Consider the following 16,614-nt stretch of genomic DNA (forward strand, 5'->3'; position numbering starts at 1 on the left):
CCGCCTGAACTACTCCGTGTGATTCACAGTCGCCGCCGTGTCGGCGATAGAACATTAACACGAACTCGATATGATAGTTGAATAAACGTTTCGGCTACGGAGTGAGCCCGGATCCCGTCGGACCGACGAGTCAGCCGGTAGTGGCCGTCTCGATCAGTACGTGTCCCCCCACCGCGTAAATCGACAGGGGGTAGTACGACTTCGTCCGGAGAGTCCTCCCCGGGGTCAGTCGTCCGCCGTCGGCACGTCCGGTGAGGAACCGGCGGACTTCGGGTCGAGGCCGCGACGCCGGGCGTCGAACTCCGAGAGGCCGTAGACGAGCCCGACCAGCGCCAGCACGCCGACCGGGAGCAGCACGAACGGGCTGATCCGGGTGAACCCCCAGACGAGCATCAGCCCGGCCACCACGACCACGACGGTGATCGCGTAGTAGATCTGCGTCCGGACGTGGTCGATGAGGTCCGCGCCGGTGAACGTCGAGGAGAGCACCGTCGTGTCCGAGATCGGCGAGGAGTGGTCGCCGAAGATGGCCCCGGAGAAGACCATCCCGACCATGACCGCGACCATCGTGTGGGTGCCGGCGATGTTCCAGGCGACGGGCACGGCGATCGGGGTCACGATGCCCATCGTTCCCCAGGAGCTCCCCGTCGAGAAGGCGATGAACGCGGCGGTGAACAGCACGACGACCGGGAGCAGTTCCGCCGAGAGGCCGGCCGACTCGGCCCAAGCGGCGACCACGTCGCCCGTGCCGAGCGCCTCGACGACGTTGCCGATCCCCCACGCGAGCACGAGGATCGTCACCGCCGTCAGCATGATCCCGAAGCCGTCGATGGTGGTGTCGACGCTCTCGCCCAGCGAGAGCAGCCCGTAGGCGTACCCGAGCGCGTACGTCGTCGCTACCATCGCGAACGACCCGAAGATCAACGCGACCGCGTAGTCGGCGCCGGTGACCATGTCGTACAGCGTCGCGCCGGGCCCGTAGCCCGTCCACAGCGCCGAGCCGACGGTGACCCCGATCAGCACCAGGATGGGCAGGAAGAACGACAGCAGCTTCGGGTCGTCGACGTTCGGCTCGCCGAGCTCCGCCTCGACGTCCTGCATGGGTCGGGCGTCGTCGCGGGTCACCTTGCCGGTCTCGGCGGCGCGGTGTTCGGCCGTGAGCATTTCCCCGTAATCGCGCTGGCTGATCACGACGATCCCGACCATCACGATCGCCAGGATCGCGTACATGTTGTACGGGATCGACTGCAGGTACACCTCGAAGGTGTCCGGGATCTCGTCGGCGGCCAACCCCGTCGCCTCGTAGCCCGACTCGATCATCGACAGCTGGAACGCGACCCACGAGGAGATCGCGAGCGTCGCGACCGGCGCCGCCGTGGAGTCGACGAGATAGGACAGCTTCTCCCGGGAGACCTTCAGGTGATCGGAGACGTCCTTCATCGTGCTCCCGACGACGGCCGTGTTGGCGTAGTCGTCGAAGAACAAGACGACGCCCAGGAGCCACGCCGCGACGCCCGCCTTTCGTTTCGTGTCGATGCGGTCGATCGCCCAGTTCCGGACGGCGTGTGAGCCGCCCAGCCGCCAGATCATCGCCACCGCCGACCCCAGCAGCAGGGTGAAGATGATGATCTGGGCGTGGAACACGCTGTCGCCGATCGCGGCGGCGATCCAGTCGAAGGTCTGTCCGAGCCCGAGCCCGCCCGTGACGATGACGCCGCCGGACCAGATGCCCAGGAACAGCGACAGCACCGCCTTCCGGGTCGCGATCGCGAGCACGATGGCCAGCAGCGGCGGGACGAGCGAGAGCGCGCCGAATTCTGCCATATGTGAACATACAGCAAGATATTATGTAAACTTCTCCGGGGATCCCACCGCCGCGAGATCGTACTGTGTCGGTCGCCAAAGGTGCGGTATTACGGAGAGATCGGTTCCGTTCGACAGGGATGCGCTGTCGCGGCGGGAACCGGTCCCTACCCACTGATCCCGCTTCGGAACCCCTTGCGGACCGTCATGGCGTGCGCGTAGTCCGATTCGGTCAGGATACCGACGAGCTCGCCCGCCTCCTCGACGATGGCGGTCGACCCGCCTGCCTGGTTCAACGTGGCGAGCGTGTCGAAGGCGTCCGCGCTCGCGTCGACCCGCGGAACCTCCTGCATCACCGCCTCGACCCGGGTCGACCCGCGGTCGTCCCCCCGAACCGAACGGAGCCCGGACAGCGAGACGAGCCCGACGACCGCCCCGGCGTCATCTGTGACGAGGTGGACGGTCTGCCGGTCGCGAAGCATCCGGGAGCCCAGCTCCTCGATCGTGGTGTCCACCGAGACGGTCGGGGGATCGCGCGTCATGATGTCGCCGACGGTGATCCCCTCGAGGAGTTCATCCAGCAGGACCGTCCGTGACTCCGTCGTCGCGGCGCCGTAGACGAAGAACGCCAGCAGGAGCATGACGATGTTGAACGAGACGACGCCGACGATGGCGAACAGGAAGGCGAAGACGACGCCGACCCGTGCGGCGATCCGCGTCGCGGTGCCGTACGGTCGAGAGCGAGCCAGGAGCGCCCGGAAGATCCGGCCGCCGTCCATCGGAAACGCGGGCAGGAGGTTGAACCCGGCCAACAGGAGGTTCGTGAACGCGAGGTAGCCGAGGACGAACCGCGTGACCGGGATGGAACCCGGGACGACGAGCGCGCCCGCGTAACACACGGCGGCGACGAGCACGCTCACGACCGGGCCGGCGATGGCGATCCAGAACTCGCGGTTCCACTCCTTGGGTACCGACTCCAGGGCGGCGAGCCCGCCGAGGATCCACAGCGTGATCGACTCGATCCCGATGTCGTAGCGCAACGCGACCCACGAGTGGCCGAGTTCGTGGAACAGGACGCTCACGAACAGGCCGACCGCGGCCGCGATGCCGATCACCCACGGCGTCGCGCCGGCGCCGAGGACCGCCAGGTCGAACCCGACGCCGGTGAACCCCTCGATGATCCCGGCGTAGAACGCGATCTGCTGGCCGCTACCGATGAGCCACGCGAGCACGGGCAGGAAGATCAACAGCGAGGTGTTGATGCGGATCGGGATGTCCCAGATCTCCGTGATGGTGTAGCTTCGCACGGTTCGTGCTCTCCCCGGGGACAGGTAAGTGACGTGAACGTGGAAGTTCAGTGTTCGCAGATCAACACAGCAGCTCTTCTCCCGCCGCCACGAGCATCTCCGCCACCTCGATCACCTCGTCGGTGTAGACGAACTCGCCCGCGCTGTGGATGTTCTCGCCGTCGGGGCCGACGATGACCGTCGGCAGGTCGGCCCGGTCGCCGAGGTAGTTGAAGTCCCCGACGCTGGCGAAGTAGCCGAGTGCGGGGGGCTTGCCGGTGACCGTGCGCGAGGCTGACTGCAGCGCCCCTACCAGCGGGTGGTCCTCGTCGGTGACGTAGGGACCGTACGTCATGTCCGGGTCGGGTGCGTCTCGGAAGGACACCGCCACCTCGCTCTCGATGTCGAGCGCGTCGATCGCCTCCTCGGCGTCGGCACGGACCCCCGCTTCGGTCTCGCCGACGACGACGTGCCGGTCGACCATGAGGTGGGCCGACTCGGGCACCGAGAGCGTCTGGCTTCCGCCTTCGAGCAGGATCGGACAGGTCGAGCCGTCGCCCAGCTTCGGATGCGATCCCACGGCTAGGTTGTCGAGCGCGTCCGCGACCATCCCGGCGTCGACGACCGCGTTGACCCCCTTGTACGGCTGCGAGCCGTGGGCGGCCTCGCCCGTAATCGTCACGTCGTAGAGGAACCGACCGCGTGCGCCGAGCAACAGCGCGGGGTTTTCGAGGTCCTCCTGCGCGAGGACGGGCCCCGGTTCGGTGACGACGGCCATGTCCACGTCGTCGGTGTAGCCGTCGCGAATGAGCCGGTCCGTGCCGAGCCCGTAGGGGCCCTCCTCGTCGACGACAGCGGTGAGAAGCACGTCACCCTTCAGGTCTCGTTCCGCGAGCGCCGCGAACGCGACCAGGACCGACGCGAGTCCGCCCTTCATGTCGCAGGCGCCCTGGCCGTAGAGCTTCCCGTCCTCGATGCGGCCCGAGCAGGGGTCCTCGTCCCACGCCTCGACGAGTTTCACGGTGTCCATGTGCGCGTTCAGAAGGAGCGTCGGCGCGTCCGGGTCCGACCCCTCCAGTCGAGCGATCACGTTGTCGCCCTCGTACTCCGTGATCTCGGGTTCAGAGACGTGGTGGTACGTCGGGTCGAGGTCACGCTCCGCGAGCCACTCGTAGACGAACTCGGCACACTCGTGTTCCTCGAAGTACGGACTGGGGATCCGCACGAGGTCCTGGAGGAGGTCGATGATCTCCTCCGGGTCGACGTCAGTCATCGGACGTTACCTCGATGTCCGGGTCGTGTTCCGCGTCCGTGGAGTGGACGCCCGGCAGCGTCGCGAGGATGGCCTCCACGTCCGTGTCCGACTGCTTGCCGCGGTACCAGTAGGCGCCGAAGACGGCGAGGCCGACGACCATCCAGGGGACATACACTTGGAGCGACCCCTGATACGCCTGCGTCAGGAGGGCGCCGGAGCCGATGATGGCGACGACCGCCGTGGCGAACAGCCCGTAGCCGAGATCGAAGCCGGCCGCCTCGCCGAGGCCGGTGTCGCCGAGGAGGATGTACAACACGGTCACCGAGACGCTGAAGTACGCGATGAGGTAGCTGAACGTGGCGATGGCGATGGCCTGCGCCAGCCCGGTCGACCAGAACGTCAGCGCCGAGGCGACGACGTACAGCGTCAACAGCGAGAAGTGCGGCGTCCCGAACCGGTCGCTGACGGCGACGAACTGCGTCGGGAACACCTCGTCCCACGCCCACGAGTACGGCATCTTGATGCCGGCGGCCATCACCGCGTGCACGCTGGAGGCCGTCGCGAGCAGGCCGCCGATCGCGACGATGGCGGTGCCCGCTTCGCCGAGGAACACCTCGGCGGCGGTGGCGAGCGGCCGGGCGGAGTTCGCCAGCACCGTGTAGTCGCTGACGACCCCGTAGATGACCGCCGCGGTCCAGACGTACAGCAGGATGAGGATGGCCGTGCCGCCGGCCATCGCCAGCGGGAGGTTCCGCGAGGGGTTCTTCACCTCGGCGCCCATCTGCCCGGCGACGGCGATGCCGATGTAGGCGTAAAACAGCGGCACGGCGGCCGCGATGAACCCGTCGAACCCGCCGGTGAAGAACGGCCGGTAGTTCGCCGCGTCGATGTTCGCCGTCCCCGGAACGACGAGAACGAGGATGGACAGGATCAGCGCGCCGAAGATGACGTTCTGGGAGACGCTGTACCCCTTCGACCCGACGAGGTTCACGAGAAAGAGGACGGTGAGCAGCCCGAAGCCGGCGCCGACGGTGAAGTCGATGCCGAACGGGAGCGTCACGTTCGGGTAGAACACCTGTAAGTAGCTCCCGAACCCGATCGCGAGGGCGGCGTCGGCGGCCATGTAGCCGAGCCACTTCGACCACGTGACGACGAAGCCCGGGAGGCGGCTGTCGAACGTCCGTGAGATGTACGCGTACGACCCCGCGGCGGCCGGGAAGATGGTCGCCATCCAGGAGTAGTTGGTCGCGATGCTCATCGCCAGGATCCCCGAGAGCACGACGACGAGGATGACGCTCGGCCCCGTGGTCGAGGAGGCCGTCCCGAGCGTCACGAACAGTCCGGCGCCGAGCGTGCCGGCGACCACGGTGCTGACCGCACCGAGCAACCCGATATCGCGCGAGAGGCTGTTACTGTCGCGTCTCTGTGTGGATGACATACGCTCGCATGGACGAACGATAGTCAAAGGATCGGTGGCTAGAATGAGAGGCTACGCGCCGAGGAGCTTCGACTCGGCCTTCCGGAGGTGTTCGAGCAACGTCGCCTTCGAGACGTCGAGCCGCTCGGCGAGTTCGCCCGCGCTGGTCTCCCTGGGCCACGTGTAGTAGTCCTCGCTGCGGGCGAGTTCGTATACCTCGCGCTGGCGCGTCGAGAGGTCGTCCGTGTTGAACATGCCTGTCCCGGCGGAGGGGGCGGTAATGAGCTCGACGCGCACGTCGGCGTTCTTCTCGGCGCGGACCTCCTCCAACCTATCGTGGACCGTCTCGCGGCTCTCGTTGACGAGGACGGTCCAGTACTCGCGGCCGTCCGCTATCCGGACCGGTTCGTCGGGGATGAACCCGCGAGCGACGAGCGCGTCGTTGATGCTGTTCTCGATGTCGTACTCGACGACGATGCCGCGCGTGGCGTGACCGGCGACGGGCTCGGGAACGCTCCGCTGCTCGTCGGTCTCCCAAACCGAGTGAGTGAGCGGGGACTCGGTGATGGCCGCGATCAGCTCGTCGACGATCTCGGTGGACTCGCCGTAGGCGGTGAACCGACCCGTCGCCCGCCCGTCGATGGTGTGGACGCCGTGACCCAGCAGCCCGCCCTCGGTCGACTCGGTCACGCGGAGCGTCCAGCAGTCGGGGTGCCAGATGTCGAGTCTGACACGGACGCCCGTTTCGCCGTTTGTTGTCCCCGCTATACCGCGTTCCATACCCCGAGTATGAGATGTGTTGGCAAAAGACTACCCCACCGTCGCTCGTTCGAGTGGGTGCAGGTTTCGGTATCACCGTCGCGAAGACGATGGCCGCCGACTGCACCGTCATCGCGGCCGACCACCCCGACTCCGCGGCCGACGAGCTGATCGACAACGGAGATCGAGCTGTTGCAGTTGTCGGAAAATGTATCAGCCGTTTCAACAACCTAGGACGCCTCGGAAACTCACTTCATGTTCTCATTCCGTCCGGTGAAGCTGCTGGACCGTCAGCGGCCAATTCGCGTAATAGGGGCTGGCGATATCGTTGACGTAGCCATCGAAGTTCTGCCCGTCCACGCCCCAGCGGGTCTTTGGATAATACCAGGTCATGTACGGGCAATCAAGATAGATGCGTTCGATCGCCTTGGCCGCCGCACGGTTGCGCTCTTCGGGATCCAGACTCTGGCGCATCGTCTCTAGGAAGCCGTCTGCGCCGGCGTTGACAAGGCCGTACCCTGTCGCATTGTAACTCGGGGTATCCTGGTTCCCGTCGCTGTGGTCGTCTGCACGTGACGAGTGGAAGTACCGGTACAGGTGAGTCCCGTATGGCGAGGTATCGGCCCAGGCCATCGGGAACATGTCGTACTCTTCCTCGTAGAAGACACGCTGCACAAGCGAGTTGAACGAGATGGGCGACATCTCGATGGGGACGCCTAAGCTCCTGAGCGTCATGATCCACGTTTCGATCATCTGCGCCTCGGCCGGTTTCTTCTTCGGGGGGTCCATCAACAGACTGATCGGGCCGCCGTGTGCCTCCGAGAGTGCAGTCCCATCGACGTAGAGTTCCTGTTCCGACCCTTCGTGTTCCCGCAACGTCTCGCTCTCGATCGGACCGAGCGAGTAGTCATGACGCGAACTGGACCGGCTGGCGGTTACCCCCGAAAGAGTACCCGGATACTCCTTCCCGACGTAGGTACCGCCCGTTCCATCGATAACCTCACCGTCCGTGAGGAACGCACGGATCCCCTCGATGTCGGTCACGCCACTCGACCCTCGGAACGCGAATGCCTCGGTTGCGGGATCCGTAAGAAGCTCCCCATCGTACACGGACTCCGGACGAACGGCACGGTAGCCGGGCGGGTGGGGATAATCCCCGTCGTACGCGTACCCTCGTTGAAGCCGATCCGTCCAGTAGATGTCGTCGAACGCCATCGAGATGGCTTGTCGGAACGTGATGTCGTCGAACGGGGTCCGCCGGAGGTTGAAGCCGAAGAACGCGAAGCCGCTGCTGTACCCATCGACCAGCTGCGTTCCCTCCTGTGACTCCGCTTGGTCAATGTACGATGGTTTCAGGCTCCCGTACACTGCGTCGACCTCCCCTTGGAAGTACGCCCGGACCAACGCGCTTTGGCTTCCGTAGATCCGGTAGTTCACCGCGTCGAGGTAGGGGCCACCGGCGACCAGGTCCTCGTGCTCCTCGATCCAGTCCAGGGAGGAGAGACTCTCGTAGTCGTCGCGGAACGTTACCTGCATCGCCGTGGCTGGGTCGAACGTCGTTACCCGACCAGGACCGAGACCGACCGGGCCCCCGTTCTCGGTCGGTTCGTACGTCTGGGGGTCGGTCCCGGCCCACTGGTGCTCCGGAAGCAACGGAACCCCGCCGACCTGTCTGGTTTCCCACGTGCTGATCACGTCGGACAGACGCAGGTGAACGTCCCAGTCCCCCGAGGCGGCTTCGACCGATTCGATGGGCTCGAGCAGGCTCACATACCGACTGGGTTCGTGTTCGAGGAGGTAGCGGTACGTGAACAGAACATCGTCAACGGTGAACTCTTCACCGTCGTTCCACGTCAGCCCGTCGCGGACGTCAATATACACATCCGCACCGCCGTCGCTCGTCTCTTCGATGGCCCAGTCGGTGTAGACGTTCGGACGCACCTCGTAGGTGAACGGATCGACCGTCGTCCCTCGCTCGTAGACGAGATCCAGCGCGACGCCGGCGTAGGCACTCCCGGTCCGGAGGACGTTCATCGTATCCGGTTGGGAGGAGAGCCCGTAGGTGAACACACCACCCGCTCGAGGGGTGTCGGTCGATGGCTCGCTGCTTGGTGTGGCCGTCTCGGATTCGGAGTCCGTCGGTGTGTTCGTGGGTGTACTCCCGGTTCGACCGGAACAACCTGCGACTGCGGAGGTAACTACGGCGGTCGAGGCCCCCGCCAAGACACGGCGGCGTGTTTGTGTGTGGTGGTCGTTGTCGGCCGATGACTCCTCCATCGTGTTCGCGTCGACTGATAACCGCGTGAACACGTCGCCCGAATCAAAGAATGTGACAGATAACCCTTGGGGTAGTTTACAGCCGAGGACATCGGCTCGTAGAACGCTGTGTGAGGGATATCCTCGGTTAGGTACCCTGGCTGTAACCGGGCACGTGAGCACAACGGACGAGCTTGAAATCCTCGACTCACTGAAGAGTGGGGAGGTCTCCGTGGACGATACTGCGCTCTCGAATACCCGTTACCCAGACGCAGGAGCTATCGAACACTGATCCAGGCCGTCCTCAGGGATACTCAGGACTCAACAGCACAGCGAGGCTGTCCACTCGAAGGCGACGCTCACCCGCGCAGGTCGGTCCGGATCGTTCGCGCCGTGCTTATCACCTGCCCGGCGATGTCCTCCTCGAGCTGCCGTCCCCGCAGTCGTTCCCCCGGGCCACAGATGCCGACCGCCGCCGCTGGCGCGCGCTCGAGCGGGGTGATCGGTGCGGCGACGCCGATCGTGTCCGCCGACTGTTCGCCTCTGCAAAACACCACACCGTTCTCGCGGATGCTCCCGAGCTGTGCGGCGAGGTCCGCCCGCTCCGTGACGGTCTTGTCCGTCATCCGGTCGAGCCCGCGGTCGTCGACGATCTCGTCGACCCTGGCCCCGTCGAACGTCGAGAGTATCGCCTTCCCCGGGGCGGTCACGTGGAGGGGGATCCGACTCCCGCTCGTGTACTCCGGCGTCCACGCGTCGCTGCTCGGTGCGACGTAGACACAGACGCCCACGCCGTCCTCCTCGACGAACAGCGTCGCGACCTCCCCCGTGACGCGAGCGAGATTGTCGACGCGGCGTCGCACCCGATCGAACTGCGGGAGCTGTCGTCGGGCACCGTCCCCGAGACCGACGAGACCGAAAGAGGGGAGATACGACTGTTCTTCCTTCCGGACGTACCCGAGGTCGACGAGCGTGTTGAGGTGGGTGTGGACGACGCCCTTCGAGAGGTCGACCGCGTCGGCGAGTTCGGTCACCCCCATCGGTCGTCCGGCCTCGACCAGCCGCTCCAGTATTCGGACGGAGTGCACCGTCGCCTGGACCCGTTGTGAGCCACGGCCGGTCATCCTTACCCCGTGCGAACGACTACCACCCATTTAGAACTTGTTCTCCACAGCAAAATCGAGCGGTCCGATCCCCGCCACGAGATCCCGAGTGAGACATAGTCACACGGAGCGGATCTCTCGGTTAACAAACAATTATGAAGGTTCGGAGACTTCTGTTTCGCCATGCAAAACAACCCAATTCTCCTGTTTTCGCGGTTTAGCGGTTATCTATCGACAGTTCACAGCTCACGCCGATGGCTTTATCATTATCTTTGGGTGGGGCTCTGACGCGGTGAGCCAATGAAAACCGCCACCCTAACCGACGCCCGCACGATCGAGGCCAGCGACCGGGAGCGACCGGACCCCGATCCGGACGAAGTACTCGTCGCGATCGGTGCGTGTGGGGTCTGTACGACGGACCTGCATATGTACAGCGGATCGTTCACGGTCGACTACCCGCTGGTGCCGGGCCATGAGAGCGCCGGCGAGGTCGTCGCGGCCGGCGACGCCGTCACCGACATCGGCGAGGGGGACCGCGTCGCGATCAACCCCTCGGTGCCGTGTCACGACTGCCGAGCGTGTACGGCCGGTCGCGAGAACCTCTGTCGGGATCTCACGTCGATCGGCGGCGCGGCCGAACACGTCATCGACGGAGCGTTCGCCGAGTACGTGGCCGTCCCGGCCGGGAACGTCGAACGGATCGGCGACCTCGACTACCGGACGGCGGCGCTCGCGGAGCCGCTCGGCTGCTGTATCCAGGGCGTCGACCAGGTCGACCTGACGACCGGCGAAACGGTCGCCGTGGTCGGCGGCGGGTTCATCGGCCTGCTGCTCGTCCAGTTGCTTCGGACGAGCGGAGCGGGGACCGTCGTCGTCTCCGAACCGATCGAGGAACGGCGTGCGGCGGCGCTCGACCTCGGGGCCGACCACGTGGTCGACCCGACGGCCGAGGACCCGACGAGCGCCATTCCCGACCTCGTCGGCGACGTCGACGTCGCCATCGAGGCCGTCGGGGTCCCGACGGTGACAGAACAGGCCCACGCGCTCACGGGACCGGGCGGCCGAACGCTCGTGTTCGGCGTTCCCCCCGAGGACGCGACGATCGAACTCTCGCCGTTCGACCTGTTCTACGAGGAGCGGGAGGTCATCGGGACCTACTCGCTCACGCCCGACACGTTCGCGCGGGCGGTGACGCTGCTCGAGAACGGCCGGATCGACGTCGAACGGCTCATCACCGACGAGTTCGGCCTCGACGGCCTCGAGGAGGCGTTCGCCGAGATGGAGAACCGACAGGGACTGAAGAAGATGGTGTACCCCGACCGGTGACTCGGATCGCTCGCTAACCAGCCAACGAAACCCACAGAACACGACCATGACGGACACATACGATCGACGGACGCTACTGAAAACGGCCGCGGGAACCACGCTCGGAACGGCACTCGCCGGGTGTACCCGTGGCGGAGACGGATCGGGCGGCAGTACCGACGGCGGCGGCGACGGCTCAGACGGCGGATCCGGCGGCGGCTCCGACGGCGGGTCGGACGACCTCGCCATTCCGCTGAGCGAGTACGACGCCGACATCGACTGGACGCAGTTCGAGGGCTCACAGATCAACATCGGCGCGGTCCAGCACCCGTGGGTGGACGCGATCGAGCCCGCGGTGCCGGTGTTCGAGGAACTGACCGGGATCGAGGTCGTCTGGAACGTCCTCCCGGAACAGCAGTTCCGGACCAAACGCCAGACGGACGTGAGTACCGGCGCGGGCCAGTTCGACGTCTTCTTCATGGACCAGGTGGTGAACCAGTTCCGCAACGAAGGCTGGATCCAGCCCCTCGACCCGTACTTCGAGGACGACAGCATGTACGACGAGGACTGGTACCAGCCCGACGACCTCTTCGAGTCGTCCCGGTGGCAGGCCCACGGGGGCGGCTACAGCGACACGTGGACGGGCCTCCCGATCACCGTCGAGGTGCAGACCCAGTTCTACCGGACGGACCTCTACGAGGAACACGACCTCGAGGTCGCCGAGACGCTCGAGGAGTTCGTCTCGAACGCGCAGACGATCCACGAGAACGAGGAGGGCGTCGTCGGCACCGTCGGCCGTGGCGAGAAGGGCTACGGGATGAACATCTACGTCCTGAACACGTTCATCCGCGAGCACGGCGCACAGCTCTGGAGCGACTTCCCGGACGACTCCGGCCTCGACACGGAGGGCGTCATCGAGGCGGCCGAGTGGTACACGAACCTGCTTCAGGACTACGGCCCGGAGGGTGCCTCGACGCAGACGTGGTCGGACGTCCTGTCGACGATGCAGGAGGGACGGGCCGGCCACATCGTGTCCGACGCCAACCTGTTCTGGCCCGGCCTGACCGGGTCGGGGTCGTCGGTCGCCGACGACATCGGCATCGCGAAGGTGCCGCGGCCGTCCGACGGCGAGTTCGCTCCCAACGCGTACAACTGGCAGATCTCCACCTCGAAGAACGCGGAGAACTCCGAACAGGGCTTCCTGTTCATGCTGTGGGCGACCTCGCAGCCGACCAACGACTGGATGCACCTGGAGAACGAGGCAGCGTTCTCCGTGCGCCAGTCCGTCTGGGAGAACGACGAGTTCCGCTCGCGCGTCGGCGAGAACTTCGCCCAGGTGACGCTCGAATCGCTGCAGGAGGCCGCCCCCGACCCGTTCGACCGGAAGTACCCCCAGTGGGGCCAGCGCTACTCGGAGGAGCTTCAGCGGGCGATCGCCGGCCAGAAATCCGCCGAGGCGGCGATGACGGACGCCGCGTCGATCGCCGAGGACATCTACGACGAATAACGCCGCCACACCGCCAGACTCGGATCCGCAACACGACCCACCCGAACCCACATGAGCACCCAAACACAGACGGAGGCGCCGACGAAGAACGAGCCGCGGTTCGCCCGCGTGCGGGACCTGTGGAACGAGTACCTCCCGTACTGGTTCATGGCGCCGATGGTGATCGTCATGGCGATGATCACCGTCTTCCCCGGCGCCTACGACCTGTACCTCAGCCTGATCGCCGAGCCGACGCTGAACGTCCTGAACGCCGAGTTCGTCGGGCTGCGTAACTACGAGACGGCGTTCACGCGCGGCGGCGCGATAAACTCGTTCGTCATCACGATCACCGTCGTCGCCAGCGCGTTGCTCCTCGAGAGCGTCCTGGGGTTCGTCCTGGCCGCCCTCGTCGCGGGCGTGGACTCCTCGGGCGCCAAGTCGTTCTACCGGGTCCTGTTCATCGTGCCGATGGCCGTCGCCCCCGTGTCGCTGGCGACGATCGGTCGGATCATGTTGAACAGCGAGATCGGGATCATTCCGTACGTCATCAACACGGCGACGCCGTTCGCGGCGCCGGCGTTCCTCTCCGACGTGCCGCTGTTGACCGTCGTTCTGCTCGACACGTGGAACTGGACGCCGTTCATGTTCATCATCTTCTACGCCGGCCTCTCGTCGGTGCCCGAGACGCTGATCGAGGCGTCACGGGTCGACGGTGCGCCGCTGTGGCGACGGTACCTCCACGTCATCATCCCGTACATGAAGCCCGTGGTGTTCGTCGCCATGCTCATCCGGATGATCGACCTGTTCCGGACGTTCGGCGTCGTCTACGGGCTGACCGGGGGCGGCCCCGGGACGGCCACGCAGCTCGTGAGCATCAACATCTACGAACAGATGTTCATCAACAACCAACCGGGCGTGGCGGCCGCGATGGCGGTCGTCTACCTCGGCCTCGTGGTGGCGCTCGCGAACGTCGTCATCGCGAAGGTCGGCTTCGAGGGGGTGTGGGACTGATGGCGACCCGGGACGGACCCGCCGAGTCGGCGACCGGCTCCCAACGCCTCGAGAAGGGGACCCGCGAGACCCTCGTCAAAGTCGCCCGTCACGGGGTCCTCCTCACGTGGTCGTTCGTCGTGTTGTTCCCCCTCTACTGGGTGGTGTCCATGTCGCTGAAGCCGCCGGGACAGGCCAACTCGCTGCCGCCGGACTGGGTGTTCCTGCCGACGGTGTACAACTACATCCAGTTGGCCCAGCGCGGCGAGTTCGTCACGGCGTTCGCGAACAGCGTGATCATGGTCGCCGCGTCGGTGGTCCTCGTGTTGCTGATCGGCGTGCCCGCCGCCTACGTGCTCTCGCGGTGGGACATCCCGAGAGAGCGGGACGTGCTCGTGTGGATCCTCTCCTCACGCATGCTCCCGCCCATCGCCGTCGTCATCCCCTTTTTCGTCATCTTCCGGGCGCTGAACCTGTTCGATACGCGGATCGGGATGGTGATCATGTACGTCAGCATCAACCTCTCGCTGGTGGTGTGGGTGATGAAGGCGTTCTTCGACGGCATCCCGGAGACGCTCGAGGAGGCCGCTCGAGTCGACGGCGCCACCCGGTTCCAGAGCTTCCGGAAGGTAATCCTCCCGGCGGCCAAACCCGGGATCTTCTCGGTCGCGATTATCAGCTTCATCTTCGCGTGGATCGAGCTGCTGTTCGGGCTCGTGTTGACGAGCTTCGAGGCCGTTCCGGTGACGCTGTACGTCTACTCGTTCATCGGCTCGCGCTCGATCGAGTGGGGCATGCTCGCGGCCGCCTCCACGGCGATGATCGTCCCCGTGGTGATCTTCCTCATCGCGGTGAACAAGTACCTCGCCGCGGGGCTCAGCTTCGGCGTGGTGATCAAGGAATGACTGGCGATCGACGACCGACTCACGGCACGGGCAGGCGGGACGCATCGACCGCGAACCACCCCACAGCGGCGGGGGCGGACAGCCGCACTACGGAGGGCAACTAATGGCAAGCATCACACTCGACAGCGTAACGAAGCGGTTCGGGGACGACGAGTCGATCGTCGCGGTCGACGACGTCTCCCTCGACATCGAGGACGGCGAGTTCGTCGTCTTCGTCGGCCCGTCCGGGAGCGGGAAGTCGACGCTCATGCGGATCGTGGCCGGCCTGGAGACGCAGACGGAGGGCGACGTGCACATCGGCGACTCGCTCGTCAACGAACTCGGTCCACGGGCGCGGGACATCGCGATGGTATTTCAGAACTACGCGCTGTACCCGAACATGACCGTCGAGGAGAACATGTCCTTCGGGCTGAAGATGTCGACCTCGATGTCCGACTCCGAGATCGAAGCGCAGGTCACCTCCACCGCGGAGATGATGGACATCGGCGAGCTGCTCGACAACACGCCGGGCGAACTCTCCGGCGGGCAACAGCAGCGCGTCGCGCTGGGGCGGGCGATCGTTCGCGACCCCAACGTCTTCCTGATGGACGAGCCGCTGTCGAACCTGGACGCCAAGCTCCGGACGACGATGCGGACGGAGATCAACCGGCTCCAGAACGACCTCGGCGTGACTACCCTCTACGTCACCCACGACCAGACGGAGGCGATGACGATGGGCGACCGGCTCGTCGTGCTCGACCAGGGCGAACTCCAGCAGATCGGCACGCCGCTGGAGTGCTTCTACCGGCCGGCGAACCGGTTCGTCGCGGGGTTCATCGGGTCGCCCTCGATGAACTTCTTCGACGCTACCGTCGAGGGCGACACGCTCTCGTGTGACGGCTTCACGTACGAACTCTCAGACCGGATGGAATCGAGCGTGGGCGATCGGGAGGCGGCGACGCTGGGTGCGCGGCCCGAGGACATCGATCTCACGGATGACCCCGTCGAGGCGAACAGTTTCGAGGTGGAAGTCGACGTGGTCGAGCCGATGGGGAGCATCTCGTACGTGTACGCCAGGCCGGTCGACCAGTCGCACGACGACACGTTCGTCGTCGAAATCGACGGCCAGCGGCCGATCACGGAAGGCCGCCGGCTGTACGCGCACGCGCCGGCGACGGACGTCCACCTGTTCGATGCGCGAACCAGCGAGACGATCCACCAGCGGAAACTGAACGAGAAGGCACGGGAGGCGCTCTCCCAGCGACTCCAGCAGGACGCGACCGCCGGGGACGACTGACCGCCGCGCGCCTCCCGCACGCGGGTCCGTCGGTCGACGATCGCCAGCAGTCCGTACAGCACCAGTCAGCACACAGCACCAGTCAGCACACCTCACGACCTACCACTCACCACGATCCATGGATTCACAGGACACCTCACAGTACGAAGCGCGCCAAACCATCTGCGAGCTCGGTCGCAGTTTGCTCGACGACGACCTGACCACCGGAACCGGCGGAAACCTCAGCGTCCGCCTCGACGACGACCACATCGCGATCAGTCCCTCGGGTGTCCCCTACGGGGAGATCGAACCCTCTGACGTTCCCGTCGTCCGGACCGACGGGACGGTCGTCGCGGGCGACGGTGACCCGTCGACGGAGCTCCCGATGCACCGCGCGGTCTACGACCGACGCCCGGACGTGGGCGGCGTCGTCCACACGCACTCGCCGTACGCGACCACGTTCGCGTCGCTCGGGGAACCGATCCCGGCCTCGCACTACCTGCTCGCGTTCGCCGGCACCGAGGTCCCGGTGACGGAGTACGAGACGCACGCCACCGAAGAACTCGGGGAGGAGGCCGTCGAGGCGCTCGGCGACTCGGCCAACGCGACGCTGCTGCGGAACCACGGCGTGTTGACGACCGAGTCGTCGCTGGCCGACGCGTACTCGGTCGCACAGATGGTGGAGTACTGCGCCCGCATCCACTACCAGGCGAGCGTCATCGGCGACCCGGAGATACTGCCCGACGAGGAGCTCCACCGGATCCAGGGGAAACTGGACAGCTACGGCACCTAGA

At 65.8% G+C, this 16,614-nt stretch carries 13 protein-coding genes and 1 pseudogene; 7 read left to right on the plus strand and 7 right to left on the minus strand.

What is annotated here, in order from left to right; translation table 11 throughout:
• Positions 1–225: 225 nt before the first annotated feature.
• The 5 genes from K6T50_RS03910 to K6T50_RS03930 form a co-directional block, all read right to left on the minus strand.
• Entirely contained in the window at positions 226–1,824 is a 1,599-nt protein-coding gene (locus K6T50_RS03910) for a Na+/H+ antiporter NhaC family protein (RefSeq protein WP_222608102.1), read from the minus strand.
• Between the two features lie 146 nt (positions 1,825–1,970).
• On the minus strand, positions 1,971–3,110 hold the full coding sequence (locus K6T50_RS03915; RefSeq protein ID WP_222608103.1) for a site-2 protease family protein: 1,140 nt from the start codon (positions 3,108–3,110) through the stop codon (positions 1,971–1,973).
• 61 nt (positions 3,111–3,171) lie between these two features.
• On the minus strand, positions 3,172–4,362 hold the full coding sequence (locus K6T50_RS03920; protein WP_222608104.1) for a M20 family metallopeptidase: 1,191 nt from the start codon (positions 4,360–4,362) through the stop codon (positions 3,172–3,174).
• A complete protein-coding gene (locus K6T50_RS03925) occupies positions 4,355–5,782 on the minus strand; it encodes an APC family permease (protein WP_222608105.1) in 1,428 nt (475 codons plus the stop codon). Before K6T50_RS03925 ends, K6T50_RS03920 begins: the two co-directional genes overlap by 8 nt.
• 51 nt (positions 5,783–5,833) lie before the next feature.
• Positions 5,834–6,541: a helix-turn-helix domain-containing protein gene (locus K6T50_RS03930; protein ID WP_222608106.1), complete on the minus strand. Its 708-nt coding sequence runs from the start codon at positions 6,539–6,541 to the stop codon at positions 5,834–5,836.
• A 62-nt stretch (positions 6,542–6,603) separates the two neighbouring features.
• On the opposite strand from K6T50_RS03930, the pseudogene K6T50_RS19255 reads away from it, so the two are divergent.
• Positions 6,604–6,696 (plus strand): annotated as a pseudogene (locus K6T50_RS19255) (glycosyltransferase); the annotation flags it as partial.
• A gap of 85 nt (positions 6,697–6,781) precedes the next feature.
• Here K6T50_RS19255 and K6T50_RS03935 read toward each other — a convergent pair.
• Together K6T50_RS03935 and K6T50_RS03940 are read right to left on the minus strand one after the other, a co-directional pair.
• The gene (locus K6T50_RS03935) at positions 6,782–8,959 is read right to left on the minus strand and encodes an ABC transporter substrate-binding protein (RefSeq protein ID WP_222608107.1); all 2,178 of its coding nucleotides are present in this window, start codon (positions 8,957–8,959) and stop codon (positions 6,782–6,784) included.
• 176 nt (positions 8,960–9,135) lie between these two features.
• Positions 9,136–9,900 carry an IclR family transcriptional regulator gene (locus K6T50_RS03940; protein WP_222608108.1) on the minus strand — a complete coding sequence of 255 codons (765 nt, stop codon included), beginning with the start codon at positions 9,898–9,900 and terminating at the stop codon, positions 9,136–9,138.
• Positions 9,901–10,179: 279 nt separating this feature from the next.
• Between K6T50_RS03940 and K6T50_RS03945 the strand changes: the two genes are divergently transcribed.
• The 6 genes from K6T50_RS03945 to K6T50_RS03970 all read left to right on the plus strand — a co-directional run bounded on the left by K6T50_RS03945 (position 10,180) and on the right by K6T50_RS03970 (position 16,613).
• Entirely contained in the window at positions 10,180–11,205 is a 1,026-nt protein-coding gene (locus tag K6T50_RS03945; RefSeq protein WP_222608109.1) for a zinc-dependent alcohol dehydrogenase family protein, read from the plus strand.
• A 46-nt stretch (positions 11,206–11,251) separates the two neighbouring features.
• On the plus strand, positions 11,252–12,691 hold the full coding sequence (locus tag K6T50_RS03950; protein ID WP_222608110.1) for a substrate-binding domain-containing protein: 1,440 nt from the start codon (positions 11,252–11,254) through the stop codon (positions 12,689–12,691).
• Between the two features lie 51 nt (positions 12,692–12,742).
• A complete protein-coding gene (locus K6T50_RS03955) occupies positions 12,743–13,681 on the plus strand; it encodes a carbohydrate ABC transporter permease (RefSeq protein WP_222608111.1) in 939 nt (312 codons plus the stop codon).
• On the plus strand, positions 13,681–14,565 hold the full coding sequence (locus K6T50_RS03960; RefSeq protein ID WP_225935367.1) for a carbohydrate ABC transporter permease: 885 nt from the start codon (positions 13,681–13,683) through the stop codon (positions 14,563–14,565). The genes K6T50_RS03955 and K6T50_RS03960 overlap by 1 nt, the downstream gene beginning before the upstream one ends.
• A gap of 103 nt (positions 14,566–14,668) precedes the next feature.
• Positions 14,669–15,841, plus strand: coding sequence for an ABC transporter ATP-binding protein (locus tag K6T50_RS03965; protein ID WP_222608113.1), 1,173 nt, complete (start codon positions 14,669–14,671; stop codon positions 15,839–15,841).
• A gap of 118 nt (positions 15,842–15,959) precedes the next feature.
• Positions 15,960–16,613 carry a class II aldolase/adducin family protein gene (locus K6T50_RS03970; protein ID WP_222608114.1) on the plus strand — a complete coding sequence of 218 codons (654 nt, stop codon included), beginning with the start codon at positions 15,960–15,962 and terminating at the stop codon, positions 16,611–16,613.
• Position 16,614: the final 1 nt, after the last annotated feature.

The sequence above is a fragment of the Halobaculum magnesiiphilum genome, assembly GCF_019823105.1.
Classification (GTDB): Archaea; Halobacteriota; Halobacteria; order Halobacteriales; family Haloferacaceae; genus Halobaculum; species Halobaculum magnesiiphilum.